Annotated in this window: 19 protein-coding genes; 8 read left to right on the forward strand and 11 right to left on the reverse strand. The window is 72.5% G+C overall.

Annotation, left to right across the window (positions count from 1 at the left end; all coding sequences use genetic code 11):
• Window positions 1-30: 30 nt before the first annotated feature.
• From pucL to IF129_RS07185, 5 genes are all read right to left on the reverse strand, one after another.
• Complete coding sequence (pucL, locus tag IF129_RS07165; protein WP_191208627.1) at window positions 31-978, reverse strand: factor-independent urate hydroxylase; 948 nt, start codon at window positions 976-978, stop codon at window positions 31-33.
• 8 nt (window positions 979-986) lie between these two features.
• Complete coding sequence (uraH, locus tag IF129_RS07170; protein WP_191208628.1) at window positions 987-1,376, reverse strand: hydroxyisourate hydrolase; 390 nt, start codon at window positions 1,374-1,376, stop codon at window positions 987-989.
• 2 nt (window positions 1,377-1,378) lie between these two features.
• Window positions 1,379-1,885: a 2-oxo-4-hydroxy-4-carboxy-5-ureidoimidazoline decarboxylase gene (gene uraD / locus IF129_RS07175; protein WP_191208629.1), complete on the reverse strand. Its 507-nt coding sequence runs from the start codon at window positions 1,883-1,885 to the stop codon at window positions 1,379-1,381.
• Window positions 1,886-2,200: 315 nt separating this feature from the next.
• The gene (locus tag IF129_RS07180) at window positions 2,201-2,578 is read right to left on the reverse strand and encodes a helix-turn-helix domain-containing protein (RefSeq protein WP_191208630.1); all 378 of its coding nucleotides are present in this window, start codon (window positions 2,576-2,578) and stop codon (window positions 2,201-2,203) included.
• Window positions 2,575-2,841, reverse strand: a complete 267-nt coding sequence (locus tag IF129_RS07185; protein WP_191208631.1) for a thiamine-binding protein — start codon at window positions 2,839-2,841, stop codon at window positions 2,575-2,577. Before IF129_RS07185 ends, IF129_RS07180 begins: the two co-directional genes overlap by 4 nt.
• A 139-nt stretch (window positions 2,842-2,980) precedes the next feature.
• Between IF129_RS07185 and IF129_RS07190 the strand changes: the two genes are divergently transcribed.
• The 7 genes from IF129_RS07190 (at window position 2,981) to IF129_RS07220 (ending at window position 11,982) form a co-directional block, all read left to right on the forward strand.
• Window positions 2,981-3,826 (forward strand): TIM barrel protein, encoded by an 846-nt coding sequence (locus IF129_RS07190; RefSeq protein WP_191208632.1) that lies wholly within the window; start codon window positions 2,981-2,983, stop codon window positions 3,824-3,826.
• Between the two features lie 61 nt (window positions 3,827-3,887).
• Window positions 3,888-4,790: a 2-hydroxy-3-oxopropionate reductase gene (locus IF129_RS07195; RefSeq protein ID WP_191208633.1), complete on the forward strand. Its 903-nt coding sequence runs from the start codon at window positions 3,888-3,890 to the stop codon at window positions 4,788-4,790.
• 158 nt (window positions 4,791-4,948) lie between these two features.
• Window positions 4,949-6,406, forward strand: coding sequence for a catalase (locus tag IF129_RS07200; protein ID WP_191208634.1), 1,458 nt, complete (start codon window positions 4,949-4,951; stop codon window positions 6,404-6,406).
• Window positions 6,407-6,634: 228 nt separating this feature from the next.
• Complete coding sequence (locus tag IF129_RS07205) at window positions 6,635-7,336, forward strand: hypothetical protein (protein WP_191208635.1); 702 nt, start codon at window positions 6,635-6,637, stop codon at window positions 7,334-7,336.
• 259 nt (window positions 7,337-7,595) lie between these two features.
• Window positions 7,596-9,374 (forward strand): glyoxylate carboligase, encoded by a 1,779-nt coding sequence (gene gcl / locus IF129_RS07210; protein ID WP_191208636.1) that lies wholly within the window; start codon window positions 7,596-7,598, stop codon window positions 9,372-9,374.
• 207 nt (window positions 9,375-9,581) lie between these two features.
• Window positions 9,582-10,631 (forward strand): endonuclease/exonuclease/phosphatase family protein, encoded by a 1,050-nt coding sequence (locus IF129_RS07215; protein ID WP_318153604.1) that lies wholly within the window; start codon window positions 9,582-9,584, stop codon window positions 10,629-10,631.
• A gap of 148 nt (window positions 10,632-10,779) precedes the next feature.
• Complete coding sequence (locus IF129_RS07220; protein ID WP_191208637.1) at window positions 10,780-11,982, forward strand: MarP family serine protease; 1,203 nt, start codon at window positions 10,780-10,782, stop codon at window positions 11,980-11,982.
• Window positions 11,983-12,002: 20 nt separating this feature from the next.
• Here the strand turns inward: IF129_RS07220 and IF129_RS07225 are convergent, their stop codons facing one another.
• The 6 genes from IF129_RS07225 to IF129_RS07250 all read right to left on the reverse strand — a co-directional run bounded on the left by IF129_RS07225 (window position 12,003) and on the right by IF129_RS07250 (window position 19,511).
• Entirely contained in the window at window positions 12,003-12,593 is a 591-nt protein-coding gene (locus IF129_RS07225; RefSeq protein ID WP_191208638.1) for a lytic polysaccharide monooxygenase auxiliary activity family 9 protein, read from the reverse strand.
• 122 nt (window positions 12,594-12,715) lie between these two features.
• Entirely contained in the window at window positions 12,716-13,903 is a 1,188-nt protein-coding gene (locus IF129_RS07230) for an XdhC family protein (protein WP_191208639.1), read from the reverse strand.
• A gap of 61 nt (window positions 13,904-13,964) precedes the next feature.
• Window positions 13,965-15,407 carry an NCS2 family permease gene (locus IF129_RS07235; RefSeq protein ID WP_191208640.1) on the reverse strand — a complete coding sequence of 481 codons (1,443 nt, stop codon included), beginning with the start codon at window positions 15,405-15,407 and terminating at the stop codon, window positions 13,965-13,967.
• A gap of 191 nt (window positions 15,408-15,598) precedes the next feature.
• Window positions 15,599-17,992: a xanthine dehydrogenase subunit D gene (pucD, locus tag IF129_RS07240; RefSeq protein ID WP_191208641.1), complete on the reverse strand. Its 2,394-nt coding sequence runs from the start codon at window positions 17,990-17,992 to the stop codon at window positions 15,599-15,601.
• Window positions 17,993-17,994: 2 nt separating this feature from the next.
• Window positions 17,995-18,612, reverse strand: coding sequence for a (2Fe-2S)-binding protein (locus IF129_RS07245; protein ID WP_191208642.1), 618 nt, complete (start codon window positions 18,610-18,612; stop codon window positions 17,995-17,997).
• Entirely contained in the window at window positions 18,603-19,511 is a 909-nt protein-coding gene (locus IF129_RS07250; RefSeq protein WP_191208643.1) for an FAD binding domain-containing protein, read from the reverse strand. The genes IF129_RS07245 and IF129_RS07250 overlap by 10 nt, the downstream gene beginning before the upstream one ends.
• A gap of 277 nt (window positions 19,512-19,788) precedes the next feature.
• Between IF129_RS07250 and IF129_RS07255 the strand changes: the two genes are divergently transcribed.
• Entirely contained in the window at window positions 19,789-21,483 is a 1,695-nt protein-coding gene (locus tag IF129_RS07255) for a PucR family transcriptional regulator (RefSeq protein WP_191208757.1), read from the forward strand.
• Window positions 21,484-21,519 lie beyond the last annotated feature (36 nt).

Raw genomic sequence — 21,519 nt, forward strand, 5'->3', positions numbered from 1 at the left:
GCCCTGCCGGGCGGCGCCCCTACGGGCTGCTTACAGGTTGGTCATGTCGACCGGGATCTGCGGCTCGGCTCCGTCCCGCAGAATGGTGGCCTCGATGAGGCCGTAGGGACGATCCGCCGCGTAGTAGACCTCATGGTCGTTCTTGAGGCCGAACGGCTCCAGGTCCACCAGGAAGTGGTGCTTGTTCGGGAGCGAGAAGCGGATCTCGTCCACCTCACCGCGGCTGTTGATGACGCGCGCGCCCATCTGGTAGAGCGTCTGCTGCAGCGAGAGGCTGTAGGTCTCGACGAACGCGTCGAGCATGTGGCGCTTGACCTGGGCGTAGCTGCGCTCCCAGTTCGGCATCCGCTGGTCGTCGCCGGTCCAGTTGTGCCGCCACACGCCCGCCACCTGGGTGGCGAGGATGCGGTCGTACGCCTCCTTGAGGGTGGTGTACCGGTCCTTCACGTACCCCCAGAACTCCGAGTTGGTGGAGTTCATGACGGTGAGGTCCTTCAGGCCGGAGAAGACCTGGAAGTCCTCGCCGTCGTAGGTGACCTGCGCGGTGCGGGTCTCCTGGCCGTTGCGCACGAAGGAGTGGCGCACCTCGTCCGCGCCGATGAAGCGGTTGCCCGAGTCGGAGGTCTGGATGCGGTCCCAGGCGTACTCCTCGATCCGGATGCGCGCCCGCCGGATGGCCGGCTGGGACTCCACGAAGTGCCGGGCGAGGTGGATGCCGAACTGCTCGGCCGACTCGATGCCGTACTCCTTGGCGAAGGCGAACACCGTGTTCTTGGTGGTGTCCGTCGGCAGCACGTGGGCGTTGGAGCCGGAGTAGTGGACGTCGTCCATGTCGCCGGAGAGGGCGACGGAGACGTTCAGGTCCTTGATGTGGTGGGTGTCGCCGTCCCGGGTGATCTTGACGACGCGGTTCTCCGCTTTGCCGTACTGGTTCTGGCCGAGCATCACAGGGCGGGCCGGGCGGGAAGTAGCAGTCATTGCGGGTGTCAGCTCCCTCGGTACACGGAGTAGCCGAACGGGTTGAGCAGCAGCGGTACGTGGTAGTGCTCGCCCGGGGCGACGGCGAAGACGATCGCCACCTCGGGAAAGAAGACACCGCTGTCCCTTACGCGGGGGGCGTCCTGCTGTTCCTCGGCTTGCTTGGTCGAGAAGTACGGCTCGACCTCGAAGAGGAGCCGTACGTGGGTCGTGCCCTCCGGCAGGGCCGGAAGGTCCTTGCAGCGCCCGTCGTCGTCGGTCGTGGAGACGCCGTGCGCGGCCCACGCGCCGTCGGCTCCGGCGCGGACGGACAGCCGGACGGCGACGCCGCCGGCCGGCCGGCCCACGCTGGTGTCCAGGATGTGGGTGGACACCGAGGCGGTCGTCGTGGTGCTCATGGTCAGGCTCCTTGTGCGAGGCGGGTCAGCCGGATGCGGTTGATCTTCACCAGTTCGGTGCGGACGTTCTCCCGCTCCCGTTCCGGCGTGTTGTCGATCCGGTCGCGCAGCGCGTCGCGCATCTGGTCACCGGACAGGCCGGTGGCGCAGATCAGGAAGACGTGCCCGAACTTCTCCTGGTAGGCCAGGTTGAGTTCGAGCATCTCCGCCTTGAGCTCCTCGGAGGCGCCGGACATCCCGCGCTGTTCACGCGAGGAGGTCGGGTCCCCGGGCTTCGGGCGGCCGATGGGCGGGTGGCCCGCCATCGCCTCGGCGAGGTCGGCCTCGCCGAGCTCGGCCATGGCGGCGTCACTCGCGGTGAACAGGGCGGCCGCGTCGGCGTACGGACGCCGGCCGAGCAGCTTGTCGGCCCAGGCCGTGGAGGCGCAGACCTCGTGGAGCGCCGCGCGGGCCTCGCCCTCCTCGGCGGTGTTGAACCGGGTCAGCCCCGGTGCCGTACTCGAAGTCACGGGAGCCTCTCTGGGCTGAGTGCGGGTGGGCTGCGCAATAGCTAAGCCGCCGGGGAACGCCCCGTCAACACTTTGTTGAACTTTTTCGCGGAGCCTCCACCCGCGGGCCCGAACGGGCCTCCACCGCACCCCGGACCCTGCGGCCTCCCGGCGCCCCGGCCTCGGGCGGCGCGGCGCGGGCGCCGTACCGCGAGTGTCCGGCGGGGTGGGTGCGGAAGCAAGCCCGGCCCGCCCCTCGGACCCCGCCCCGTACACGCCGGGCGCCGGGCGGCCGCTCGGAAGCGGCTGCCCGGCGCCCGGTCGGCGGGGCACGGATCAGCCGCGCCCCTTGGGGTTCTCCCTGTTCAGGTAGTTGTAGACGGTGAAGCGGCTGACGCCCAGCGCGGTCGCGACCGTCTCGACGCCGTGCCGCACGGAGAACGCCCCGCGCGACTCCAGCAGCCGCACGACACGCTGCTTGGACTTGCGGTCCAGCTCGGCGAGCGGCCTGCCCTGCGCCCGCTCCAGCCCCGCCAGGATGTGGTCCAGCGACTCCGACAGGTGGGGCAGGCGGACGGCGAGGACGTCCTCGCCCTCCCAGGCCAGGACGACGTCCGCCTCCGTGGCGTCCGGCACGGCGATGATCTCGCCGCCCAGCGCGTCGACCAGCGGCTTGACCGCCGAGGTGAAGGGATGTTCGCCCGAACCAGTCATGCGTCACCCGGCTCCTGGTCGTCGGATCCGACCACGTTCACCTGCAGGGAGACGCGGGTCGCCCCGGCGGCGAGGGTTCGGCGCAGCATCTCGTCCACCACGGCGAGCACCTCGTCCGCGGCCCCTTCGGCCGTGTTGCCGAAGGGGCCGACGTCGACGGCGTCCAGACCGCCGCGCTGCACGACCTCCCGCGCCACCACCGCGTGCTCCGGAGCCTCGTCCAGGTCGAACGGCTCTGTCGTGAATTCCACTTTCAATCGCACCGGCTCAACGTACCGCGACGCCGCGGGGCCGCCATCGGCACATTTCGGACCACCCCCTTGACAGCGGCACCACACTGCTTGCAATCTTCCATCAGATAGAAACTAACTTCCGCAATACGGAAGGAGCGGGTCACCCCTCATGGGCTACACGGACACACGCTTCACAGTGAACCTCTCGATCCTCTTCACCGAGCTCCCGCTGCTGGAGCGGCCGGCCGCGGCCGCCGCCGCGGGCTTCACCGCGGTGGAGCTGTGGTGGCCGTGGATCGACACGCCGACCCCGGAGCAGGCCGAGCTGGACGCGCTGCGCGAGGCCCTGGAGGACGCCGGAGTGCGGCTGACCGGGCTGAACTTCTACGCCGGGCAGCTCCCCGGACCCGACCGCGGCGCCCTCTCGGTGCCCGGCGAGGAGTCGGAGCGGTTCCGGGCCAACGTCGACGTGGCGGCCGACTTCGCGGCCTCCGTCGGCTGCACGGCCCTCAACGCCCTCTACGGCAACCGGGTGGACGGCGTCGACCCGGCCGTCCAGGACGAACTGGCGCTGGAGAACCTGGCGATCGCCGCCCGCGCCGCCGACCGCGTCGGCGCCGTACTGCTCGTCGAGGCGCTGAACGGGCCCGAGTCGCCCCGGTACCCGCTGGTCAGCGCCCCGGCCGCGGTCGAGGTCGTGGAGAAGGTCAACGCCGCGACGGGACTGGACAACGCGCGGTTCCTCATGGACCTCTACCACCTGTCGATGAACGGCGAGGACCTCACCGAGGTCATCGAGAAGTACACCGCCGTCACCGGGCACGTGCAGATCGCGGACAACCCCGGCCGCGGCGCCCCCGGCACCGGCGACCTGGACTTCACCGACCTGCTGGACCGCCTGAAGAAGGCCGGTTACGACGGCTGGGTCGGCCTGGAGTACAAGCCGGGCGACGCGCCCAGCGGCAGCACCTTCGCGTGGCTGCCCGCACCGCTGCGCCCCGCCCCGGCGGGCTGAGCCGGGACACCGTCCCCGCCCCACACGCCTCCCCTCACGGCACCGAAAGGCACCGAACACCATGAGCAGCAACCTTCCGAAGATCGCCTGGGTCGGCCTGGGCATCATGGGCTCCCCCATGGCCGAGAACCTGATCAAGGCCGGCTACTCCGTCACCGGCTTCACTCTGGAGCAGGAGAAGCTGGACCGGCTCGCGGCGAACGGCGGCACCGCCGCGTCCTCGATCGCCGAGGCCGTGGCCGACGCCGACGTGGTGATCACCATGGTCCCGGCCGACCCGCACGTGAAGGCCGTCGTCCTCGGTGACGACGGCGTGATCGCCCACGCCAAGCAGGGCGCCACGATCATCGACATGTCCTCGATCACCCCGCAGACCTCCATCGCGGTGGCCGAGGCCGCGGCCAAGGCGGACAAGGGCCTCAAGGTCCTCGACGCCCCGGTCTCCGGCGGCGAGGCGGGTGCCGTCGAGGCCGTCCTGTCGATCATGGTCGGTGGCGAGCAGGCCGACTTCGAGGCCGCGAAGCCGATCCTGGAGGCCCTGGGCAAGACGATCATCCTCTGCGGCCCGCACGGCGCCGGTCAGACGGTGAAGGCCGCCAACCAGCTCATCGTGGCGGTCAACATCCAGGCGTGTGCCGAGGCCGTGGTCTTCCTGGAGAAGTCCGGCGTGGACCTGAACGCCGCACTGGAGGTGCTCAACGGCGGGCTGGCCGGCTCGACCGTGCTGACGCGCAAGAAGGACAACTTCAAGAACCGGGACTTCGCGCCGGGCTTCCGCATCGACCTGCACCACAAGGACATGGGCATCGTGACGGACGCGGCCCGCAGCGTGGGCGCCGCCCTGCCGGTCGGCGCGGTCGTCGCCCAGCTGGTGGCCTCGCTCCGCGCCCAGGGCGACGGCGGCCTGGACCACTCGGCGCTGCTGCGCGCCGTCGAGCGTCTCTCCGGCGACCAGGTCGCCTGACGCTCCCCCGACTCCGGGTGGCGGCGCTGACAACCTGTCCTGTCGCGCCCAGGCGCCGCCACCCGGATATTCAACAAACTGTTGACGTGCTGCCGTAGCCGTCCTTACGCTCCACTTCCGCGGAAGTCCCCTTCCGCGCTTCGTTACGGAAGGTCACGATGTCCAAGCCCACGCTGACGACCGAGTCCGGCGCCCCCGTCGCCGACAACCAGAACTCCGCCACCGCCGGCGTCGGCGGACCGCTGCTCCTCCAGGACCAGCACCTGCTGGAGAAGCTCGCCCGGTTCAACCGCGAGCGCATCCCGGAGCGTGTCGTGCACGCCCGCGGTTCGGGGGCCTACGGCCACTTCGAGGTGACCGACGACGTCACCGGCTTCACCCGGGCCGCCTTCCTCGGCACCGTCGGCCGGCGCACCGAGGTGTTCGTGCGCTTCTCGACCGTGGCCGACAGCCTCGGCGGCGCCGACGCGGTGCGCGACCCGCGCGGCTTCGCGGTGAAGTTCTACACCGAGGAGGGCAACTACGACCTCGTCGGCAACAACACCCCGGTCTTCTTCATCAAGGACCCGCTGAAGTTCCCCGACTTCATCCACTCGCAGAAGCGCGACCCCTTCACCGGCAAGCAGGAGCCGGACAACGTCTGGGACTTCTGGGCCCACGCCCCCGAGGCCACCCACCAGGTCACCTGGCTCATGGGCGATCGCGGCATCCCCGCCTCCTACCGCCACATGAACGGCTACGGCTCCCACACCTACCAGTGGACCAACGCCGAGGGCGAGGCCTTCTTCGTCAAGTACCACTTCAAGACGAACCAGGGCATCCGCTGCCTGAGCAGCGAGCAGGGTGCCGAGACCGCCGGTCGGGACGCGAACAGCCACCAGACCGACCTGCTGCAGGCGATCGAGCGCGGCGTGCACCCGTCGTGGACGGTGTACGTGCAGGTCATGCCGGCCGCCGAGGCCGGGGACTACCGGTTCAACCCGTTCGACCTCACCAAGGTGTGGCCGCACGCCGACTACCCGCTCCGGCGGGTGGGCCGCCTGGTCCTGGACCGCAACCCCGACAACGTCTTCGCCGAGGTCGAGCAGGCCGCGTTCTCGCCGAACAACTTCGTGCCCGGCATCGGTCCCTCCCCGGACAAGATGCTCCAGGGCCGCCTCTTCGCCTACGCGGACGCGCACCGCTACCGGCTGGGCGTCAACCACACCCAGCTGCCGGTCAACGCCCCGAAGGCGACGACGGCCGACAACTACGGCCGGGACGGTCTCATGGCCCTCAACGCGCAGGGCCGCGACGCCAAGAACTACGAGCCCAACTCCTACGGCGGGCCCGTGGAGACCGGTCAGGCCCTCGCCGCGCCCTTCGCGGTCTCCGGCCACACCGGCACCCACGAGGCGCCGCAGCACTCCAAGGACGACGACTTCTTCCAGGCCGGCGAGCTGTACCGGCTGATGTCCCAGGAGGAGAAGAAGCGTCTCGTCGCGAACATCGCCGGCGGCCTGGCACAGGTGACCCGCGACGACGTCGTCGAGAAGAACCTCGCCCACTTCCACGCCGCCGACCCGGACTACGGCAAGCGCGTCGAGGAAGCCGTGCGCGAGCTGCGCGAAGGCTGATTGGGAGGTCGGCCCGAGCGCCGTCCCATGCCGCCGGCCCGTGGACGAGGGGTGGCCGGCGGTATGGGACATCTCGCCGGTGCGCGTCAGCGGACCGAGCACGACACAGACCCGCCCGGGGGTGCGAACGTCCTGTCGCGCCCAGCCTCGCACCCTCGGGCGTACAACTCCCCCGCCGGGCCGCGCGTTCGCCTGCGGGGCCCGGGCGTTTCGGGGACCATGGAGCGCATGGCGGACGTGAGCGCGAACAGCTCGGTGCGGTGTCCCGTGTGCCGACGTGAGCACCGCTGGTCGCCACCCACCTACCCCTGTCCGTGCGGCGCCCCGGTGGCCCTCCCCCTGGCGCGGGACGGGGTGCCCCTGCGCGTCAGGCGACGCACCTGGGCCGGCTCCTGGGTGGCCGTGCCCTGTGGCGCCTGCGGGCGTTCCCAGGACTGGCCGCAACCCGAACTGTGCTGCCCCTGCGGCGCGTTGCTCGCCCTTCCGGTGGACCGCACGGGGACCGGGCCGGGAACGGCCGGCGGGCCGGTCGGGGGCCCGCCGGCCGACCGGCCACCGTTCACCCCCGTCACCATCCGCACGGCGCGGGACGCCGCCCTCGCCTCGGCGCACTACCTGCGCTGGCTCGGCTTCGCCGACGTGCTCGCGACCCACGGGCCCCCGGCGTCCGGTATCGACCTGCGCGGACGCGGCGTCGTCGCCCGGGTCGACCCCACGACGTCCCCGGTGGGCGTACGCGCCGTGGAGACGGTGTGGCTGACGGCGCTGCACATCTCCGCCGTGCCGGTCTGCTTCGCCCTCGCCGGATACGAACAGGAATCGTACGCGCGGGCCGAGCAGATCGCGCTCCCCCTGTTCACCCTGGACCTCACGGGTACGCCGCAGCCCGCCGGCCAGGCGGCCGAGCGGCTGGTCGCCACCGGGGCCTGACGCCCGCTCCGGACGCCCCCGAAGCGGGCCTCACCCGATCCACCGCGACCCACCCCCTCCCTTCCGCGCGTCCCGCGCCCTGCCGCACGCCGTCGCGCCCCGGCGCGGGTGCGTCCCCCGTGCGGTCCCCCCTTCCGTACGGCCCGGACACCGGACAAGGGTTGACGGTTTGTTGACGCCCGCCGTACCTTGTTTCCATATCGCAGAACGTGAATTCCGTATTACGGAAAAGCCACGCACGGTCGACTCAGGAGCATCCATGCCTCGTATGACCGCCGCCCGCGCGGCCGTCGAAATCCTCAAGCGTGAAGGCATCGACACCGCCTTCGGTGTCCCCGGCGCGGCGATCAACCCGCTCTACGCCGCGCTGCGCGCCGGCGGGGGCATCGAGCACAAGCTCGCCCGGCACGTCGAGGGCGCCTCGCACATGGCCGAGGGCTACACCCGGGCGAAGCCCGGCAACATCGGCGTGTGCATCGGCACGTCGGGCCCTGCGGGCACGGACATGATCACCGGCCTGTACTCCGCGATCGGGGACTCCATCCCGATCCTGTGCATCACCGGCCAGGCGCCCACGGCCCGGCTGCACAAGGAGGACTTCCAGGCCGTCGACATCCAGTCCATCGCCAAGCCGGTGACCAAGATGGCGATGACGGTCCTGGAGCCCGCGCAGGTCCCCGGCGCGTTCCAGCAGGCCTTCCACCTGATGCGGTCCGGACGCCCCGGCCCGGTCCTCATCGACCTGCCGCTGGACGTGCAGCTCGCCGAGATCGAGTTCGACCCGGAGACCTACGAGCCGCTTCCGGTGCACCGCCCGGCCGCGACCCGCAAGCAGGTCGAGAAGGCCCTCGGCATGCTGAACGCGTCCGAGCGGCCGCTGATCGTGGCGGGCGGCGGCATCATCAACGCCGACGCCTCCGACCTCCTGGTCGAGTTCGCCGAGCTGACGGGCGTCCCCGTGATCCCGACGCTGATGGGCTGGGGAACCCTCCCCGACGACCACCGGCTCAACGCGGGCATGGTCGGACTCCAGACCTCCCACCGCTACGGCAACGCGACGTTCCTGGAGTCGGACTTCGTCCTCGGCATCGGCAACCGGTGGGCCAACCGGCACACCGGCGGCCTGGACGTCTACACCGAGGGCCGCACCTTCGTGCACATCGACATCGAGCCGACGCAGATCGGCCGCGTCTTCGCCCCCGACTACGGCATCGTCTCGGACGCGGGGGCCGCGCTGGAGCTGTTCGTGGAGGTCGCCAGGGAGCTGAAGGCCGCCGGGAAGCTGCCGGACCGCGACACCTGGGCGGCGTCCGCACAGGAGCGGAAGGCCACCCTCCAGCGCCGTACGCACTTCGACGACATCCCGATGAAGCCGCAGCGGGTGTACGAGGAGATGAACCGCGCCTTCGGGCCGGACACCCGCTACGTCACCACCATCGGCCTGTCGCAGATCGCCGGTGCGCAGATGCTGCACGTCTACAAGCCGCGGCACTGGATCAACTGCGGCCAGGCGGGCCCGCTGGGCTGGACCGTGCCGGCCGCCCTCGGCGTCGCCACCGCCGACCCGGACGCCCCCGTCGTCGCGCTCTCGGGCGACTACGACTTCCAGTTCATGATCGAGGAGCTGGCGGTCGGGGCGCAGCACCGGATCCCCTACGTCCACGTGCTGGTCAACAACTCCTACCTCGGCCTGATCCGCCAGGCGCAGCGGATGTTCGAGATCGACTTCCAGGTCAACCTGGAGTTCGAGAACATCAACTCGCCCGAGCTCGGCGTCTACGGCGTGGACCACGTGAAGGTCGCCGAGGGCCTCGGCTGCAAGGCCATCCGGGTGACCGACCCGGCCGAGCTGGGCGCCGCGCTGGAGCAGGCCAAGAAGCTCGCCGCCGAGTACCGGGTGCCGGTCGTCGTCGAGGCCATCCTGGAGCGCGTCACCAACATCGCGATGAGCGGCAACGACATCGACAAGGTGAACGAGTTCGAGGAGCTCGCCACCGAGCCGGGCCACGCGCCCACCGCGATCTCCCCGCTCACCTGACGGTCGGGGACAGCAGGCCGAGGGGCCCGGGCTCGCCGCGAGCCGGGCCCCTCGGTCTGTGCCGACGTCCCGGCGGGAGGGGTGCGCCGCGGGCCGCGCGAGCCGTCGGCGGATCACCCGAACGACGCGGATGCCGACGGGGGTAGCGGACGTGGCACGGGGCCGGGTTCCACGACTCCGCGTCGCTCATGGTGCACGATCTGATACGTGCAGACGCAAGAGTACGACCAGCAGACAAACGCCACGCGGGTGCCGAAGCCGCAGCGCGGGCCCGTCGTCCGCTCCGTACCCCCCTCGGGCCCCGGGCCGGGGCGGCGGCGCCTCCACCGGCTCACGGTGCTGGGCGGGACGCTGCTGCTCCCGCCCAGTGCCGCGCTCGTGGCGCGGGCGCTGGACGTGGACGGGCCGATGCCCCTCCCCCAGCTGCTGGCGTTCCTGCCCTGGTTCCTGGTGCCCGGCTGGCTGGCGCTGACCGTCGCCGTGGCGGCGCGGCGGCCGCTGCTGGCCGGCTGGTCGCTGGCCGTGCTGGGGAGCACCGCGTGGTTCCTCCAGCCCTACGGCCCGCAGGTGACCACCCCCGCCCGGCCGCCGCTGGCACAGGTGCGGGTGCTGAGCGCCAACCTGGAGTTCGGCGGTGCCACGGGGGCGCTGCTGGACGTCCTGCGCCGCGAGCGCCCCCACCTGGTCTCGGTCCAGGAGTGCGACCGGCGCTGCGCCGAGGCACTGGACACCCCGCGACTGAAGGACGCCTACCCCTACCGCGTCGTCCGGGGCAGCGAGCCGGCCGAGGGCTCCGCGCTGCTCAGCGTGTATCCGCTCAGCGACGTCGGGCACCTGCCCGGGCAGCTCTCCATGCCGAGCGCCGTGGCGGACGTGGCCGGGGTGCCGGTGCGCGTCCAGGTCGTCCACCCCATGCCGCCGCGCCTCGGTTCGATGGACGCGTGGGCGCGCGACCTCGACACGGTCCGCCGCGCCGCCGAGCGCCGGTCGAGGATGCGCACGATCGTCGCCGGGGACTTCAACGCCTCCCAGGACCACGCCGCCTTCCGGGCCGTGCTGGACACCGGGCTGCGCGACAGCGCCCGGTCCGTCGGTCATTCCCGGACGCCGTCGTGGCCGGCGGCGACCACTCCGCTGCTCGGCACGCAGATCGACCACGTCCTGGTGAGCGAGCGGCTGACGCCGGTCGGCGCGGAGTTCCTCGACCTGCCGGGGACCGACCACCGCGCCGTGCTCGCCGACGTCCAGATCCGCTGAGGCGCGGGCGCCCGTCCCGGCCGCCGGTGGGGCCCCGGCGGCGGCCGGCGGGTGAGGGGCGGGAACCCGACGCGGGGGCCGGGACGTTCTACCCGACCAGTGGCCGGCGCACCGGCCGACGGGGGCGGCCCGGGAAGGAGGAACGGTCGTGAACCTGATAGACGTCGTGCTGCTGCTGGCCGCGGTCGCCTTCGCCGCCAGCGGGTACCAGCGCGGGTTGGTGGCGGCCCTGGTGTCACTGGCCGGCTTCGTCGGCGGGGCGGTGGTGGGGGTGTGGCTGCTGCCGTTCACCCTGGGCTTCGTCGAGCGGGGCAGCGGCGCGGCGACGGTCACGGCCGTCCTCACCGTCCTGCTGCCCGCGGGCGCCGGGCACGCGCTCGCCGCACGGCTGGGCTGGGAGCTGCGCGGCGCGCTGCGGTGGGCGCCCGTGCGCTGGCTCGACGGCGTCGGGGGCGCTCTGGCGAACGCGGTGGCGGTGCTGCTCGTCGGCTGGGTCGCGGCGAGCGTCCTGGTCACCTCCCCCTCGCCGGAGGTGAGCGGGGCCGTCCGGGGCTCGACGGTGCTGGGCGCCGTGCAGGACCGGATGCCGGAGGCCGCGCCCACCTGGTTCAGCCGGGCCACGAACGCCCTCACCACGGCCGGCTTCCCCCGGGTCTTCAACCCCTTCGAGAGCGAGCCGGTCACCGGCGTACCCGAGCCGACGGGGGACGAGGTCACCGAGGCGGCCACCGTCGCCGCCCAGCGCGGCAGCGTCAAGGTGGAGGGCGTCGCGCTCGTCGACGGTCGGCGGCAGGGCCAGGAGGGCAGCGGCTTCGTCTACGCGGACCGCCGGGTGATGACGAACGCCCACGTCGTGGCCGGGGTGGACCGGCCGACCGTCCGGGTGGGCGGGGTGGGCCCCGCCCTGTCGGCGACCGTCGTGCACTTCGACCCGGACATCGACGTCGCGGTGCTGCGGGTGCCCGAGCTGGAGGCGACGCCGCTGGAGTTCACCTCCGAGGTCTCCCGGGGCGACCCGGCCGTCGTCGCGGGCTACCCGGAGAACGGCGGGCTGGACCTCCAGGCCGCGACCGTGGCGGGCGAGGTCACCGCCCGGGGGCAGGACATCTACAACGCGGGCATGGTCACGCGGGAGATCCATCCGCTGCGGGGCACGGTCCGTCCCGGCAACTCCGGAGGGCCGCTGCTCACCCCGGACGGCCGGGTCTACGGCGTCGTCTTCGCCCGGTCGGTGACCGACCCGGACACGGGGTACGCCCTCACCGCCGACCAGGTGCGCCGCGCGGCCGAGGCCGGTGACGCGTCGACGGCCCCGGTGGACACGGGCGACCGGGCGGCCAGCCTCGGCTGACGCCGCCCGGCACCCGCCGGTCAGAACCTGACGTCGGAACAGGCGTAGAAGGCGTTCGCCGTGTCGTGGACGGTCCAGACGGCCAGGATCAGGTGCGTGCCCGTCTTGCCGGCGGGGATGCGCCCGGTGTGGCTCTCGACGGTGGCCGGCTGCCGGCCGCCGAGGTTCACGGTGAGGAAGGGCTGCGCCTCCAGGTCGCCGCGGGTGAGCGGCCGGGTGGGGTCGTAGCCGTCCCGGGTGATGAAGTACTCGTACTTGGTGGTGCGGTGCGGCGCGGTGTTGCGCCAGGTGAACGTGTACTGCTGACCGCCGCTGAGCCGCGTGGCCGGCCAGGCCCCGCCGCGGGGGTCGTCGAGTTCGGCGAACCGGGCGTTGCCGCCGGCGCAGATGGTGCCGTCGGAGGGCCCGCGTCCGGGGAAGCCCTTGAGCCCCTCGACGCTCTGCGGCTCCCAGCGGATGGCCCCGCAGCCGCTCACGGTGCCCTGGGCACAGTGCAGCTGACGGCTGAGCGGCGACGTGGTGTATCCGTGCGCGGTGGCCGGGCCCGCGGAGGTGAGAACGGTCACGGCGGCCAGCCCTAGGGCCGCCGCGAGGGAGGTGATCGTGCGCATGGCTGCGCTCCTGCCTGACGTGGGGGTTGCCTGAGTTGGTCCAGACCAACTCTGACGGTAGAGACCAGTTTTGGACATGTCCATACCAATGCAGGCGGGAAGAAAGGTGCCGCGTACAAACGTCAGGCGACCGAGCCCAGCCGCGCCGTGCGGGGGTCGTGGTGGATGGGGACGCCGCCGCCGGTGAGGGGGACGCCCGAGCCGCCGTTGCGGTCCGCGACGATCTCGGCCGCGATCGACAGGGCGGTCTCCTCCGGCGTCCGGCCGCCGAGGTCCAGCCCGATCGGCGAGCGGAGCCGGGCCAGTTCCCGTTCGCCCACCCCCGCCTCGCGCAGCTTGGCCAGCCGGGACTCGTGGGTCCGCCGCGAGCCCATCGCCCCCACGTAGGCGACCGGCAGCCGCAGGGCCCGCTCCAGCAGGGGCACGTCGAACTTCGCGTCGTGCGTCAGCACGCACAGCACCGCGCGGCCGTCGAGTCGCTGGCTCTCCAGATAGCGGTGCGGCCAGTCGACGACGACCTCGTGGGCCTCCGGGAAGCGCCGGGCGGTGGCGAAGACCGGGCGCGCGTCGCACACCGTCACGTGATAGCCGAGGAACCGGCCGATCCGCACCAGGGCGGAGGCGAAGTCGATGGCGCCGAAGACGAGCATGCGCGGCGGCGGGACGCTGGTCTCGACCAGCAGGGTCACCGGCTCGCCGCAGCGGCTGCCGTCGGCGCCCAGCTCCACGGTGGCGGTCCGGCCCGAGGCCAGGTGCCCGACGGCCTCGGCCACGGCGGTGCGTTCCAGAGCCGTCGGCCCGGCGGGGCCGCCGGCCCCGTCCAGGACGCCCAGACGGGAGCCGTCGGGCGCGACGTACAGGGTGCGGCCGAGGAGCCCGGCGGGACCCGCGACGACCCGGACGAGCGCCGCCGCCTCCCGGCGGGAGGCGGCGGCCACCGCGGCGGCGACGGCCGGGCGGGCGGCGGGCTCATCCACGCCGCCGTCCGCACCGGCCGCCGCCGGTACCGGGGTGACGAGGACGTCGATCACACCGCCGCAGGTCAGGCCCACGGCGAAGGCGTCCTCGTCGCTGTAGCCGAAGCGCTCGGTGACGGGCGTACCCGTCTCCATCGCCGCCCGGCACAGCTCGTAGACCGCGCCCTCCACACAACCGCCGGACACGGAGCCGACGACGCTCCCGTCGGCGGCCACCGCCATGGCCGCACCCGGCCGGCGCGGGGCGCTGCCGTGCGTGGCCACGACGGTGGCGACGGCGAAGTCACGTCCCTGCTCGCACCACCGGTTCAGCTCATCGGCGATGTCCAGCATGGCGGTCTCCTTGTCCAGGTCGGGGGTGGGGGCGCGGTGCCGGGCGGGCCGCTCGGTGCCGTCAGTGCCCCACGAACGCGAAGTTGTAGACGAACACGGCCGCGAGGATCCACATGAACAGCCCCGGCTCGCGCCACTTGCCCTGGGCGAGCTTGATCGCGCAGTACGCGATGATGCCCGCGCCGACGCCGTTGACGATCGAGAAGGTGAACGGCATGAGGATCACGGTGAGGAAGACCGGAACGGCGACCGCGCGGTCCTTCCAGTCCACGTGGCGGGCGTTCTGCATCATCATCGCGCCGATGACGACCAGCGCCGCCGCGGCGACCTGCCCGGGCACGATCTCGGCGAGCGGCGTGAACAGCAGCATCAGGCCGAAGATCAGTCCGGTCACCGTGGCCGACAGGCCCGTGCGCGCTCCCTCACCGACGCCCGAGGCGGACTCGATGAAGACCGTCTGGCCCGAGGCGCTGACCGAGCCGCCGATGGCACCGCCGGCGCCGTCGACGAGCAGCGCCTTGTTCAGACCCGGCATGCGGCCCTTCTCGTCGGCGAGCTTGGCCTCCTGGCCGACCGCGATGATGGTGGCCATCGCGTCGAAGAAGGCGGCGAGCACCAGAGTGAAGACGACCGTCGTGACGGTCGCGGCGCCCAGCTCGGCGAAGCCGCCGAACTCGACCTGGCCGAAGAGGCTGAAGTCGGGGCTGGAGACGAAGGTGTCGGGGAAGGCCGGGGTGGCCAGGCCCCACTCCTCGTCGCCGAGGTCGAAGACGGCGGTGACGACGAGGGCGAAGACGGTGCCGACGCCGATGCCGATGAGGATGGCGCCGGGCACGTTGCGCGCCATCAGCATGAAGATCGCGAGCACGGTGAGGCAGAAGGCGAACACCGGCCAGCCGGCGAGCGCGCCCTCGACGCCCAGGGTGATCGGCGGGCCGCCCTCACCGCCCCGGCCGACGAACCCGGCCTTCTCCAGGCCGATCATCGCGACGAACATGCCGATGCCGATGGTGATGGCGTGCTTGAGCCCCATCGGAATCGCGTTCATGATCTTTTCCCGGAGACCGGTGATCACCAGGAGCATGATCACGACACCGTAGATCACGCACATGCCCATGGCCTGCGGCCACGTCATGCCCGGGACGACCTGGGTCGCCAGGACGCCGGAGACGCTCAGCCCGGCGGCCAGGGCGAGGGGCACCTTGCCGATGATGCCCATCAGGAGGGTCGACAGACCCGCCGCGAACGCCGTCGCGGTGACGACCGCCGCCGGGTTCAGGGTGTCGCCGTTGACGTCGGGGACGCTCAGCAGCAACGGGTTGAGCAGGAGGATGTACGCCATCGCCATGAAGGTGGTGATGCCGCCACGCACCTCCCGGCCCGTGGTGGAGCCGCGTGAGGTGATGTGAAAGTACCGGTCGAGCCAGCCTCTTCCCGCGGGCGGGCGAGAGCCGGAGCCCGCGTCTTCCGCCGCGGTCCTCGGCTCTATCGACGACTGTGCCATGTGTGCCAACTCCCAAGGTTCACAGGGGCACCCGCCGGCTCCTTACGCCGGCCGGGATTTGGGATGCACGACGCGGGGGACGGCCCGAGACGAACGAGTGTGGTGCGCATTTGCCGTGGGGGGCTTTCTGAGCGGGCGGCGCCGGGCGGGGTGGTGCGGAGATCCGCCCGGCGCCTCACTTCCAGGTTCCGTCAGGTACCGGTGAGGTGCTCGGGGCGGACGGGTACCCGCCGCAGCGCCAGACCGGTGGCCGCACGGATCGCCGACACCACCGCGGGGGTGGAGGACAGCGTGGGGGCCTCGCCCATCCCGCGCAGCCCGTAGGGCGCGTTGGGGTCGGCCAGCTCCAGGACGTCCACCGGGATGGTGGGGGTGTCCAGGATGGTCGGGATGAGGTAGTCGGTGAAGGAGGGGTTGCGGACCTTCCCGTCGGTGTCCACGACGATCTCCTCCATGACGGCCAGGCCCAGGCCCTGCGTGGTGCCGCCCTGGATCTGGCCGACGACCGACTGCGGGTTGAGCGCCTTGCCGACGTCCTGGGCGCAGGCCAGCTCGATGACCTTGACCAGGCCCAGCTCGGTGTCGACCTCCACCACCGCGCGGTGCGCGGCGAAGGAGTACTGCACGTGGCCCTGGCCCTGGCCGGTGCGCAGGTCGAACGCCTCGGTGGGCCGGTGGCGCCACTCCAGTTCGATGTCGACGACCTCGTCCTCCAGGACGTCCGCGATGCCGGCCAGCACCTCGCCGCCGTCGGTGACGACCTTGCCGCCCTCCAGCAGGAGCTCGGCGGTCGCCCAGGCCGGGTGGTAGGTGCCCAGCTTGGCGCGGCCGAGCTCCAGCACCTTCTCGCGGACGGCCTCGCAGGTGTGCTTGACGGCCCCGCCGGTGACGTAGGTCTGCCGCGAGGCCGAGGTGGAGCCGGCGGAACCGACCCGGGTGTCGGCCGGGTGGATCGTCACGTGCGTGACACCCAGCTCGGTGCGGGCGATCTGCGCGTGCACGGTGACGCCGCCCTGGCCGACCTCCGCCATCGCGGTGTGCACCATGGCGACCGGCTCGCCGCCGACGACGGAGAGCCGGACGCGGGCGGTCGAGTAGTCGTCGAACCCCTCGGAGAAGCCGACGTTCTTGATCCCCACCGCGTAGCCGACGCCCCGCACGACGCCCTCGCCGTGCGTGGTGTTGGACAGCCCGCCGGGCAGGGCGCGGACGTCGACGCTGGTCCCGGCCGTATCGCCGCTCTCCCACTGCTTCTCCGGCGGGAGCGGCAGCGCCTTGACGCGGCGCAGCAGCTCGGCGACGGGCGCCGGGGAGTCGACCTCCTGCCCGGTGGGCATGATCGTGCCCTGGCTCATGGCGTTGAGCCGGCGCAGCTCGACCGCGTCCATGCCCAGCTCGGCGGCGAGCTTGTCCATCTGGCTCTCGTAGGCGAAGCACGCCTGGACCGCGCCGAAGCCGCGCATCGCGCCGCAGGGCGGGTTGTTGGTGTAGAGCGCGACGGCCTCGATCTCGACGTCGTCGATCACGTACGGGCCGACCGACAGCGAGGAGGCGTTGCCGACGACGGCCGGGGAGGCCGAGGCGTAGGCGCCGCCGTCCAGCACGATCCGGCACTTCATGTGCGTGATCCTGCCGTCGCGGGTCGCGCCGTGCTCGTACCAGAGCTTCGCCGGGTGGCGGTGCACATGGCCGAAGAACGACTCGAACCGGTTGTAGACGATCTTGACGGGCTTGCCGGTGCGCAGCGCCAGCAGGCAGCCGTGGATCTGCATCGACAGGTCCTCGCGGCCGCCGAAGGCACCGCCGACGCCGGAGAGCGTCATGCGGACCTTCTCCTCGGGCAGACCGAGGACCGGGGCGATCTGGCGCAGGTCCGAGTGCAGCCACTGGGTGGCGACGTACAGGTCGACGCCGCCGTCCTCGGCGGGGACGGCCAGGCCGGACTCCGGGCCGAGGAAGGCCTGGTCCTGCATGCCGACCTCGTACTCGCCGCTGACGATCACGTCCGCCCGGGCCCGCGCCGCCTCGACGTCACCGCGCACGATGGGCTGGCGGTGGACGACGTTCGGGTGCGGGACGTGCCCCGCGTGGTGGTCGTCGCGGCCGGGGTGCAGCAGCGGCGCGTCCTCGGCGGTCGCGGTGGCCTCGTCGTGGACGACGGGCAGCGGCGCGTAGTCGACCCGGATCTTCTCGGCGGCCCGGCGGGCGGTCTCGGGGTGGTCGGCGGCGACGATCGCCACCGGCTCCCCGTGGTGCCGGACGCGGCCGTGGGCCAGGACGGGGGTGTCCTGGATCTCCAGGCCGTAGTTCTTCACCTCGGTGGGCAGGTCGTCGTAGGTCAGGACGGCGTGGACGCCGGCCTGGGCCAGGGCGGCCGAGGTGTCGATCGAGCGGATCTCGGCGTGGGCGTGCGGGCTGCGGAGCGTGTAGCCCCACAGCATGTCCTCGTGCCACATGTCCGAGGAGTAGGCGAACTCGCCGGTCACCTTCAGCGTGCCGTCGGGGCGCAGCGTGGACTCGCCGATGCCGCCCTTGGTGGCGCTGCCCTGGGTGAGGTTCGTCGGGGTGCGGGTCACTCCGCCCATCGTCAGGCCCCCGTTCCAGCGGTCTGGGACTCCTCGCGCGCCGCGGCGAGGCGGACGGCGTCGAGGATCTTCTCGTAGCCGGTGCAGCGGCACAGGTTGCCGGAGAGCGCTTCGCGGATGTCCGCGTCGCTCGGCTGCGGGTTGCGCTCGATCAGCTCGTCGGCCGCGACGAGCAGGCCCGGCGTGCAGAAGCCGCACTGGACGGCTCCGGCGTCGATGAACGCCTGCTGCACGGTGGACAGTTCGGCGCCCGCACCGCTCACGGCGCCGTCGTCCGCGCGCTCGGCCCGCTCGGGGTCCGCCTCCCACTGCCGGGCGGCGTTGAGGTCGGTGCCCCCGCACGCTCCGCCGGCGCAGCCGGCCGCGCGGTCCTTGGCGAAGTTTGCCAGGCCCTCGACGGTGACGACCTCGCGGCCCTCGACCTGGCCGGCCGCGACCAGGCAGGCGCAGACGGGCACGCCGTCCAGCCTGACGGTGCACGAACCGCACTCGCCCTGCTCGCAGGCGTTCTTGGAACCGGGCAGGCCCATGCGCTCGCGCAGTACGTACAGGAGGCTCTCGCCCTCCCAGACGTCGTCGGCCTCGTGCGGCCGGCCGTTGACTCGGAAGTTCACGCGCACGGTGCGCCTCCTTCGGTGGTGCGGGTGCCGAGGCCCCCGGTGCGGTACGCGTCCCAGGTCCAGCCCAGGGTGCGGCGGGCCATGATCCCGACGGCGTGGCGGCGGTACCGGGCACTGCCGCGCACGTCGTCGATCGGGTTGCAGGCGCCGGAGGCCAGTTCGGCGAACTGGCGGGCGATGGAGGGCGTGATGGTCTTGCCGCTCTCCCAGAAGCCGCCGTCGGTCAGGGCCGCGCTGAGGAACTCCTCGGCGGCGGTGGCGCGCAGCGGCGTGGGGGCGGCGGAACCGATGCCGGTCCTCACGGTGCGCGTCTCCGGGTGGAGTGCGATGCCGAAGGCGCACACGGCGATGACCATGGCGTTGCGGGTGCCGACCTTGGAGAACTGCTGCGGCCCGGTGGCCTTCTTGATGTGGACGGTCTTGATGAGTTCGTCGGCGGCCAGCGCGTTGCGCTTCACGCCGGTGAAGAACTCCTCCACCGGGATGAAGCGGGTGCCGCGGACGGACTCGACCTCCACCTCGGTGCCCGCCGACAGCAGCGCGGGGTGGGAGTCGCCGGCCGGGGAGGCGGCGCCCAGGTTGCCGCCGACGCTGCCGCGGTTGCGGATCTGCGGCGAGCCGACGGTGTGACCGGCGAGCGCCAGCCCGGGCAGCTCGGTCCGCAGGTGGTCGATGATCCGGCTGTAGGGAACCGAGGCGCCCAGGCGGACGTTCTCCTCTCCGACCTCCCACTCGTGGAGTTCGGTGACGCGGTTCAGGTCCAGCAGGTACTCGGGTCGACGGTGGTCGAAGTTGAGTTCGACCATCACGTCGGTGCCGCCCGCGATGGGCACGGCCGTGGGGTGCTCGGCCTTCGCGGCGAGCGCCTCCTCCCAGCCGGCGGGGCGCAGGAAGTCCATGAAAACTCTCTTCTCGGTCTTCTCGGATCGCGACTACATGAGGTGAGGGGGGCCTGGCCAAAGAGGCGCCCTTGCCCCGTGAGCGTTCATCTGTCGTTCATCAGGTGTGACCCAGTAGACAGGCGTCGAATCGCGCCGGTGCAGTCACCGAAGGCATGAAGCGATTAGCCGGTGACCCGTCCGGTCTTGTAGATTCGAACGAATGACGGGTACCTCTCCGTGAGGCCGGGCTCGTCCGATCACAGAAGCAACACACGACGGAACGGTGAGCGACGACATGCGGCTGCGTGCACTGCTGGAGACGGCTTCGCTCGGGTTGCGCCTCCTCGGTGGCGAGCAGGAGCTCGACCGTCAGGTGCGCGGCGTCATGACGACGGACCTCCGCGACCCCAGTCGGTACCTCTCCGGCGGAGAACTGGTGCTCACGGGGCTGGCGTGGCGCCGTGACGCCGACGACTCGGACGGCTTCGTGCGGATCCTCGCCGCCGCCGGCGTGGCCGGACTCGCGGCGGGCGAGGCGGAGATGGGTCAGGTTCCGGACGACCTGGTGGCCGCCTGCGCCCGGCACCGGCTGCCGCTGTTCGCGGTCGACGAGGACGTCGCGTTCGCGACCATCACCGAACACGTGGTGCGCCAGGTCTCCGGGGAACGCGCCGGGGACCTGGCCGCGGTCGTCGAAAGACACCGACGCCTCATGACGCCCGGCCCCGGCGGCGCGGGGCCCGATGTCGTGCTCGACCTGCTCGGCTCCGACCTCGACCTGCGCGCCTGGGTGCTGACGCCCACGGGGCGGCAGATCGCGGGCGCCGGGCCCGGTTCGCAGACCCCCGAACTCCCCGCCGCCGTCCGCGCCCAGCTCGCGGGGGAACACCTCGCGGCGCTGCGCGGCGGGCGCCGCGGCCCCTACCGCACCTCCTTCGAGGGGACGACGTACTCGCTCTTCCCCGTCCGCAGCGACGGCCGGGACCTGCGCGCGACCGTGCTCTCGGACTGGCTGCTCGCCGTGGAGGCCGACGCCGGCGACTGGCCGGGGCAGCGGCTGGACCTGCTCCAGGGCGTCACCCAGCTCATCGCGGTCGAACGGGACCGGCGCGACGCGGCCCGCACCGTCCGGCGCCGCCTCGCCCAGGACGTGCTGGAGCTGGTCCAGGGCGGCGCGCCGCCCGGTGAGATCGCCGCGCGGCTGCGGGTGGCGGCCCCCGTCCTGCTGCCCGGTCTCGGCACGGCGCCGCGCTGGCAGGTCGTGGTGGCCTCGGTGGAGTGGTCCGGCGCGGGGATTCCCGGCGGCCCGGTGGCCCAGTCGCTGCTGGAGGAGGCGCTCGTGGACCCGGGCGTCCCCGGTCCCGACCCGGCCGACCGGATCGCCGTCGCCCACACGGGCGAGGAGGCGGTGGCCCTCGTTCCGCTCTCCACCGACGACCCGTCCTCCGGCGGGGCGGCCGGGGAGCGCGCCCCGGACCCCGGCGCGGGCTCGCCCGGGCTGCACGCCCACGCCATGCTGGCCTCGGTCCGCGAGCCGCTGGAGCGCGGCCTGGCCGACGACGGGCGGCTCACCCTCGGGGTCAGCGCGGCCGTGACCTCCGCCGAGGGCCTGCGCGGCGCGCTGGAGGAGGCCCGGCACGCACGCCGGGTGGCGGCCGCCCGCCCCGGACGGGTCTGCGCCGCCGGGCACGAGGAGCTCGCCTCCCACGTCCTCCTGCTGCCCTTCGTCCCCGACGACGTCCGGCGCGCCTTCACCGCACGGCTGTTGGACCCGCTGCGCGACTACGACCGGCGGCACCGCGCGGAACTGATCGACACGCTGGAGGCGTTCCTGGAGTCGGACGGCTCCTGGACCCGCTGCGCCTCGCGGCTCCACCTGCACGTGAACACCCTCCGCTACCGGATCGGCCGGATCGAGCAGCTCACCGGCCGGGACCTGTCGCGGCTGGAGGACAAGCTCGACTTCTTCCTGGCCCTGCGCATCAGCTGACGCGCGGCCGCCCGCGCCCGGCCCGGTCGGCGCCGG

This window comes from Streptomyces chumphonensis, assembly GCF_014779715.1.
Lineage (GTDB): Bacteria > Actinomycetota > Actinomycetes > Streptomycetales > Streptomycetaceae > Streptomyces > Streptomyces chumphonensis.